Raw genomic sequence first — 6,301 nt, forward strand, 5'->3', positions numbered from 1 at the left:
TATTTATTATATTTGATAATTCTTCTTCTGATGAGGAGAAAAAACCGTTATCATCTATATAAGGTTTATGACTGGTATAAGGATATACAACTATAGGTAGACCACAACATAGGGCAACTTGGAGGGTAGCAGATTGTGTTCCTGGCTGCATATAACAATCTGCCGCACATAGTAATTTAGTTAAAGTGTCACCATCAACCCAGCCAATATATATTATTCGATTATCATTATTAATTAAAGATAATAAATTTTTTTCTTCATTTTCTGGGATACTTCCCGCTATGATAAGACGTAGTCTAGGGTCAGTATTTTTTGAAAAAGCACGCAATAATTCTACTGTGCGTTTTTCTGATACAAGTTTTCCTGTATGTACTAAGATAATATTGTTTTTGTCTAGGGCATAATAATTACGTATATCATCCCTCCAAGATTTTTTTTGTTTTGGTTCAATTATATAACCACCTAAAGGATAAAATTCCATTTCATCATCTTGTAATTTATAGTGTTCTTTTAAAAAATCTGCAGTTTCAATGGATATATATAGAACTTTGTCTACTTTTTTACGAACCAATGACAATATACTACGTGTGATTAATTTATATTGTATCCATTTTGAAATCCAATTAAGACCCGAATTGTGTGCATCCTCATGTGAATCTACATAAAATTTAACATTTTTATTTGAATGTATGTAATTACCAACAGTTAATAAGCTTATACCAACTAGCCCATGGTATAAGATTACATCAGGCTGGAATTTATTAATAGTTTTCTTTAACTGAGGGGTGATTCTTAATTTGTATGTTAAAAATCGAGGCCATAAGCGTATAAGTGGTAAACGAATTAACCTAATACCAGAACTTAATACATAATCGCATGGTTCAGTTTGTACAACTTTTCCATCTTTATATGTTGAGCAATCAGCAATTATGCAAACGTCATGGCCGTCGAGAGCATTTTGTAATGGTAATAAGTTGTCTTGATAAGTCATTCCCTCTGTATAATTAGAAGCAAGGCAAATATGTAATATCCTCATAAATTTTCCTTATTTAACTTTAGTAGAATAGTATGGGTCTTTCTCAAGAAGGGGCTTTCTCGATATTTTATAATCATCCTACTTCAATGCTCAGGCTTTAAAATATTGTTGTATTATTAATGAGAAAGGACAAGAAGTCTTGTGATTTTCTTATCTAGAATTGTATATGGAAACACATGAGTAATTATTTATATTGTAAATTTAAGGTGAAGGATAGTGGTGATTATAGGATTATTCAGTAATGGAAGTTTCTAAATAACTATATGGACACCGACCTAATTCAAGTCTATAAAAATATTTTTCTGACAAAAGTAGTCGCAAACATATATTCGGCTTCAAAGAGCCCTGATGAAAATCCGCCCTCTCTGTCCTCATTATTTCAACAGTCTTGGTAGACTGAGCTATTTGCCAGGTTCACAGAGAGTCGGTACTACCTGTCAGTACATCTACTCCTTACGGACTTCAACCACTTAATAATATTCACATAATCCGTCCTAGAGGGGTAGAAACCGAGGGTTGGTTAACCCATGCCCAAGCGATTCGGGCATTCTTATTGGCTAATGCAACGACCGCCTTATTGACACCACTACGCTCTATCACACCTTTTAGCCAGCGTTGTAATTCATCACATTGTTCGTCAGGCCGTTTACTAAGCTGGTACACGACAGAACGGGCTCCATGGATCAATATTCCTCGTAAGTAGGCATTGCCCAGCTTACTGATACCGAGTTGGCGGATTTTCCCCCCACTGCTGTGCTCTTTTGGTACGAGTCCCAGATAGCTGGCAAAATGGCGGCCATTCTTAAATTCTTGACTGTCGCCCAGTGCTATTTTCAGAGCCGATGCCCCTAATGGTCCGATACCCAGTAATGTCAACAGTCGGCGAATATCTGCATTTTGAGTATTCAGATGTTCAAGGCGTTTATCCAACTCTTTCAGGTGTCGCTGAAGGTCTTTCAGTTCAAACAGTCATTCCTGAAATCACTGACGGCTCAAGACTGTTAACTCATTTTCGGCATTTTCCAGATGTTCAGGTGAACATTGCTCTACTTTGTGGGCACTTTCAGGCATGGCAATACCATACTTCAGTCCCAGTCCGCGTATTTGGTTAATCAGCGTAGTCTGGTTTTTCATGAGACGCTGACGAACCCTGTGTAAGCATTGAATATCCTGTTGTTCTACCGTTTTTTCCGGCACATACCGCATGTCCGGACGACTGTCAGCTTCCACAATGGCAATCGCATCGTTTTTATAGTTCTTGCTGCCTATTCGAAAAGGTGCAACATATTGACGATTGATTTGTTTGACTTCATGTCCAAGCTGCTTGAACTGGCGGCTCCAATAATTGGCGCTGCCACAGGCTTCCATGATAATTCTTGAGGGGGTTGTTGAGCAATGAAAGCGGTGAGCTTGTCACGAGACACCATTTTGTTCTGAATGAATTTTCCGGAAGAAGACACAATATTTAACTGAAAAACTCGCTTTGCCAGATCTATTCCGATAACTTGTTCCATGGGACACCTCTTCATATTTTGCTGATGTATTCAGCATGGCTCACTGAAGACAACCATTCTGTGGTCTTTAGCTAATTCATTGAATAAAAAATCAGACCACGAATTAAAACTCTTAAAGACGGTGTGCCATTTCCCATATTCAGCAGGCAGTTCCCGCCAAGGGATTCTGGTTCTCATTCGAAAAAGGATACCTTCCATGGCGAGGCGATGCGTTTTTTATGATAGACAAGTCTATTTTGTTGCATGAATACAAATAGCTTATCCCACACGGGATCTGATAACATGGGTTGTGGCATGAGAGTTCTGGTGACGAGTTTTTTGGCGAAAATAAGGAGACCAAATTATCATGCCACTCAATTCTCTTCGAGTCCTTTCAAGTAAACGTCAACATGCCTTAGAAACTAGAAATTTTCTTTCTATTTTTTTTAGCTATTTTTTCTATAAATTGAAATGTTTCTTTTGCGCATCGTTCCCATGAGTATTGTTGAGATAGCTCTTTGGCCCGTTTGGCATAAGTTTCTCGCTTTTTAGGATTAACAATAAGATCTTCAATTGCATTAGCTATTGACGATGGCTTTTCAGGATTAAAATAAACACCACCATCTTCTAGTATTTCAGGCATTGGTCCTCTATTTGAGCAAGCAATGGGTAAACCCGAGGCCATTGCTTCGATTAAAGTAACTGGCATATTTTCACAGCTAGATGCAAAAATAAATAAGTCTGATTGAGCTAACAGCTTTGGTAATGTATGTTGTGGTACAAATTCATCCTGTCTTACAAAGAATCTCTCTGGATCACTGAGTTGTATTTGCTCTTCAAGTCTTGCTTGAGCTTTTCCATGGCCACCACCTACTAATCTAAGCTGGATATTAAATCCATTATCCCTAAGTATTTTAATGGCTTTTACAACATTCCATTGGTGCTTGTACATATCTGTGTTAGATATATATATAGCTCTTATTGGTTGCTCACATGAATAAGGCCATATATTCTCTGGTATTATAGATTGAAAATTAGAGCCTACTCCATGGGGAATTTTTGACACATTAGGTAACTTGCCACAAGATGACTGAATTACTTTAGCTGCATAATTGGTAAGAAAAATAACTCCAGATGCATGGCGAAAAGCTAGATTTTGTAAATAAAGTATAGCTAAGAGTCTTACTCGTTCATAACCATAGCCAAAATAGTCCATTATACCGGGTTCGTACGATAGCATATCTTGACTCATTACTACCATTGGACTAAATCGACATACAGTACTAGCATCAGTTGTGAATAAAATATCACATCTTGCATTCTTAACCTCTTTTTTAAGCTTTAGAGCTTGCCAAGATAATTGGATAGGCAAAGAAGATTCTAATTCAGGAGGATTATGTTTAACTAACCATGGTTTATCTGGAAGTTCATCTAGTAATCCTCTAAAAGACCAAATATGAATTATATCAATACCAAAATCTTTAGGATTAATAGATGATAGAATGCCAATCAAGTGAGCTTTAGCACCACCAGATCTGTTGCGCGATGCATCTATGCCAATTATTATGCTCATATTTATTAAATATCTCTGATATGGAAATACAGTTGTTTATATATCACGGGGATTTTTAATTTATTAAATTATCTACTAAATTAGATAGGCTCTAAAAATTGAAAATTTTTCATTGATCCAAAAAGAGACTTTGCAACTTTTAATCTCTTTGCGTTAAATTTTTTCGTTGCTTTCGGATTGGTTGTTTATTCAATTGATGGTGTTGAAGAATGATAAATTTTAAAATTGGTTACCCTAATAAAGTAGTGTTTATTTATAAGAATCTTAACGGATAGTTATTTTTAATTAATGGGAGTTAGTGTCTATACCAATCTAACTTGAAGATGCAGGTTTTAAAATCTGAAAGTGGTCAGCCAATCGAGTTGTCAGTTTTTCGCTTTTTCTGGCAAAGTGACATGAAAAAAGTGACGAAGGGTTTCACGGAACGTTTTTGTATTCGGAAAATAGACATTATTACGCACTTGCTCATTCATATATTTCCACAATCGCTCTATCGGATTGAGATTTGAGCTGTAAGGTGGTAAGTAATGCAATTCAATATTAAGGACATACACAATATCTTTCACCAACTCGGCTTGGTGGTAACCCGCTCCATCCAGAATGATGTGGATTTTTTGCGAAAGTGGGTAAGTCTCCGGAGCGACCCGAAAAAATACTTAATGCTTTCCGCATTGATACTCGGATACTCACAGATCACTGTGTCTTCAATGCACCGTAAATTGAGGGCACCCAGAATATTAAGACGGGTACGGCTACCGGTGGTTTCAACCATTTTTACCTGATTCTTCCCTTCTTTCATCCAGCCAGAGCTGAGCTTTGTGGACTGGGAAGGATGCACCATATCAACAAATAGGATTTGTTCATTCTGATCCGCACTGTCTTTCAGCACTTTGTAGTCATCAATAAATTGTTGCTGTTTATCTGCATTGAATTTATGAGGCACTCACTTTGGCTTTTTATAGCTGAAAAACCTTGACGTTGAAGCTATTTCGTCATTCCATCCACGCTGAAAGACACCTGCTAACGTGCTGGGACATAAATCACAATTTGTGGGCGGTGGTATGCATCTAATTTGTTGTCAAATAATCAATCAGGTCGGCGGTTTATTTGGCAGATAGGTGGCTTTCAGAGCCGCCATTTTCTGGGGTGAGCTTTTCCTGAGCGATAAAATCTTTTAGGTGGCGGCTTACGATACTTTTTTTGTGAATACGCAAGGCCTGTTGAGCAGTTCAGCCTTCTGAGGTCAAAAGGATGGCCTTAATGCGATCACGGACTCGATTGTCACGAGTTGTATCATGCATCAATTCAATGGCGATTGATATATTTTAGCATATTCGAGAAAAATAATGCCATTATTACTAATAAACCTCCTCCGCTCAATAATGATGTGGTTAAGGAAACATTCATTAAGGTGAACCAGAACCCAGTCAACCATAATGCAGTGAATTTTGGGTTAATTTTGTATGATACTTGGTTTATTATCCATATTGTTGGTAATACAAACATGGTTATTAATGGTATTCCCCATGGACCTAATGCAGCAATTCCATCACTGGCCCAAAAATTTGCATTAAAATTGGCATCATATGAACCAGAGTAGTATTTGCCAATCATTTGACCGAGCGAATATTTTCCATAAGGGTATGAATCAGAAAAAAAATTAATAAAACCGATATGAGTATAAAACGTTAAGCCATGCTCAAGAAAATATTCATAATAAGTTGTTAATGTCCACCCTGGAGTAGCAAGAGTTCTCATGAAAAATATAGCTCTTATCATTTCATTATAAGGAATGTTAATGAACATTAAGAAAACTATAATTATATTCATTATCATTAATAACTTAATAATGAAATCACCTTTTTTATTAATAAGGAGATTCATCATGATGATAACAAAAGGCATTAAAAGTGTGCTTTTGGAGCCATTTGCCATATATACTAATAATGAAAGAAGAAAAGAAAAAAATAAAGAAATTCTGTTTTTTTCTAAAAGACCTATGGTAGTATAATATGGTATAAAACAAATGGAAAGCCACATTATCAAGTATCCAGATATCCCTCCACTTGAAGAATCTCTGGATTCAAATCTTAAAGTATATACATCATAAAAACTAACGAATCTCATGTGATTGTAATTATCAAATATCAATATTATAACACCTGCTACTGTTAATATGAATATAATGATTTTTATAGC

At 36.3% G+C, this 6,301-nt stretch carries 3 protein-coding genes and 3 pseudogenes; all 6 read right to left on the reverse strand.

Annotation, left to right across the window (positions count from 1 at the left end; all coding sequences use genetic code 11):
* A partial coding sequence (locus tag AACX38_RS04240; RefSeq protein ID WP_228865776.1) for a glycosyltransferase family 4 protein occupies positions 1-1,036 on the reverse strand: 1,036 nt, incomplete at its 3' end.
* 480 nt (positions 1,037-1,516) lie between these two features.
* A pseudogene (locus AACX38_RS20720) lies at positions 1,517-2,550 on the reverse strand (IS110 family transposase).
* Positions 2,551-2,613: 63 nt separating this feature from the next.
* Positions 2,614-2,846 (reverse strand): annotated as a pseudogene (locus AACX38_RS04255) (transposase); the annotation flags it as partial.
* Positions 2,847-2,944: 98 nt separating this feature from the next.
* On the reverse strand, positions 2,945-4,102 hold the full coding sequence (locus tag AACX38_RS04260) for a glycosyltransferase family 4 protein (protein WP_228865779.1): 1,158 nt from the start codon (positions 4,100-4,102) through the stop codon (positions 2,945-2,947).
* A gap of 312 nt (positions 4,103-4,414) precedes the next feature.
* Positions 4,415-5,403: pseudogene (locus AACX38_RS04265) on the reverse strand (IS630 family transposase).
* A 4-nt stretch (positions 5,404-5,407) separates the two neighbouring features.
* Positions 5,408-6,301, reverse strand: an 894-nt coding sequence (locus AACX38_RS04270) for a hypothetical protein (protein ID WP_228865780.1), incomplete at its 5' end; no start/stop codon positions are given.

It is taken from the genome of Xenorhabdus sp. PB30.3, from assembly GCF_963895965.1.
Classification (GTDB): domain Bacteria; phylum Pseudomonadota; class Gammaproteobacteria; order Enterobacterales; family Enterobacteriaceae; genus Xenorhabdus; species Xenorhabdus stockiae.

Coding starts and splice junctions, on each gene's coding strand:
- AACX38_RS04260 (WP_228865779.1), bottom strand. CDS start 4,102: ATGAGCATAATAATTGGCATAGATGCATCGCGCAACAGATCTGGTGGT.